Below are 1,908 nucleotides of genomic sequence, written 5' to 3'. Positions count from 1 at the left end.
AAACTCATTTAAATCACTTTGCTATTAAGTACAAATTGATTCTTAGAGCGAACCAGATTGCTTGGCAGGAGCTTAAAAATATGGCAGCTTAAAATTGACCGTGCGTAACATGAGTTATTAGGTAAAGCATTAAAATTGATAGTTATAAAAGCCAACTCAGCTACGATGGTTTCATTGTGGCGTTGAGCAAGAGCAGGGGAGTTTCTATCCCTATTGTTATCTAACAACATTAAAATAGCTCTTGAATAAATATGATTATTTTTATCTAGCTCCGAATAAATAGGCTGAATAATAGGTGTTCTTTGATAATATTTTTCTATTCCTTTTGTCATTAAGGTTTGGGTTAATAAATAATTATAGGGATTAGGTAATCTAGATTGCTCAATGATCGTGCTAATGCTCTCTATTTTGACTAGATTTGTTATATTCTGTGTTGTGGGCTGTGCAAAAGTAATAGAAGTCAGGGTCGTTATTATGCCTACAAGTACAACAAAATTAACTTTAAACATTAAGTTTTCTCTGCGACGGGGTGGTAAGCAAGACTTTAGTGCAAATAACTTAGCAAAGAAAGGGGGTTTATATAATTTAAGAGCAAAACTCTAAGTATAAAGCTTTGCTCTTAGCGAATATTAATTGGTTAATGCCCTTGCGCAACGTACCTTAAGGGGTTCATTCTTATGAATAGGGAACTGAGAGCTATCGCCGCTTGGAGCAAAATTTTGCCGCCATGCATAATCATAAGGATAGCTAAGCACTTCAGTGGAGCTCCAATAATTTCCCCTGAGTAAATTAAGATTATTAAAATCAACTAAATTCGATTGCATATTTTGTAAAACAGGCGCACCTTCATTGCCACACAGATCGCTCCCATAACCCATCTCACAAATGGTGGGCAGGTACCAATTATCATAACCGCTAAAGGATTGATGACAGTATTCAGCAGCCTGATTTGTAGCCGCTTCATCCTCAGTTTGTTCATGATTAACAAGAATAAAGTCATCATCAGAGCTATTGTCTATGGCTGGATTCGATGCGTCGATTAGTGTCCAATCGTTTTCTATATCCACGTTTTGAGCCTGTGGATTCCAACTTATGCCTGAGTTTTGAGGATTTTGATCCATTAAGGCTACTACTTTACCACCGACACTTTTAGTATTTGGCGTAGTATCATCAAATGCATATACGTAACCTCCTTGATAAATACAACCATAATTTAGAATAACCGTATTAATGGAAACGGGCTCTGCATTATCGGCACTTACCTGAATAACTTCAGGAATAGGAGTCGTACCATTTGAACAGGGATGTGTACCATCAGAACTTGCCACAGAACCTGGGATTACCGTAATAATACAATGAGCACCAGGTGCAAGCGAATTTCCACAAGTTGTGGTACTTACCGTGTTTAAAGGCCAGATGGGTGGCATTATCATCAAATGCTCAGCCTCAACTTCCCCAAGATTTTTAATCGTAATAATCCTCGCAGCCCCTGAAAGCGGTGTTCCAATCACTCCGTGCTCAGTATGTCCGGTCACGCTTAAAGCCAAATTATTAATGCTAGCGGCTAAGTGAGTATGAGTAGGGGATTCTGCAAGAGGATTAGTACTAAAAACACTAACGGAGTCGGAGGGCTCTTCAGCGCTAAGTTCTGCACTTACTTTGTTTTGCACCAAACGCATGGCTGCGAGGGCAGGTTCATTATCGTCATAAGATGCACTATCTAGCTCATTCTCTGGAGACTCCGTTACTATTTTATCCCCATCAGTTATATTTTGCGCATTATTTTGTTGAATAACTCATGTTACGCACGGTCAATTTTAAGCTGCCATATTTTTAAGCTCCTGCCAAGCAATCTGGTTCGCTCTAAGAATCAATTTGTACTTAATAGCAAAGTGATTTAAATGAGTT

General features: G+C 38.5%; 3 protein-coding genes. 1 reads left to right on the top strand and 2 read right to left on the bottom strand.

The features are described from left to right. Positions 1–8: 8 nt before the first annotated feature. On the bottom strand, positions 9–509 hold the full coding sequence (locus ELY15_RS15455) for a hypothetical protein (RefSeq protein WP_127101606.1): 501 nt from the start codon (positions 507–509) through the stop codon (positions 9–11). Between the two features lie 120 nt (positions 510–629). After that, a complete protein-coding gene (locus ELY15_RS15450; RefSeq protein ID WP_158617521.1) occupies positions 630–1,670 on the bottom strand; it encodes a DUF1566 domain-containing protein in 1,041 nt (346 codons plus the stop codon). Positions 1,671–1,772: 102 nt separating this feature from the next. On the opposite strand from ELY15_RS15450, the gene ELY15_RS16650 reads away from it, so the two are divergent. Further along, on the top strand, positions 1,773–1,901 hold the full coding sequence (locus tag ELY15_RS16650; protein WP_255411132.1) for a hypothetical protein: 129 nt from the start codon (positions 1,773–1,775) through the stop codon (positions 1,899–1,901). Positions 1,902–1,908 lie beyond the last annotated feature (7 nt).

This window comes from Legionella sp. km772 (assembly GCF_003989735.1).
Classification (GTDB): Bacteria; Pseudomonadota; Gammaproteobacteria; order Legionellales; family Legionellaceae; genus Legionella.
This window is presented reverse-complemented; position numbering and strand designations above follow the sequence as displayed.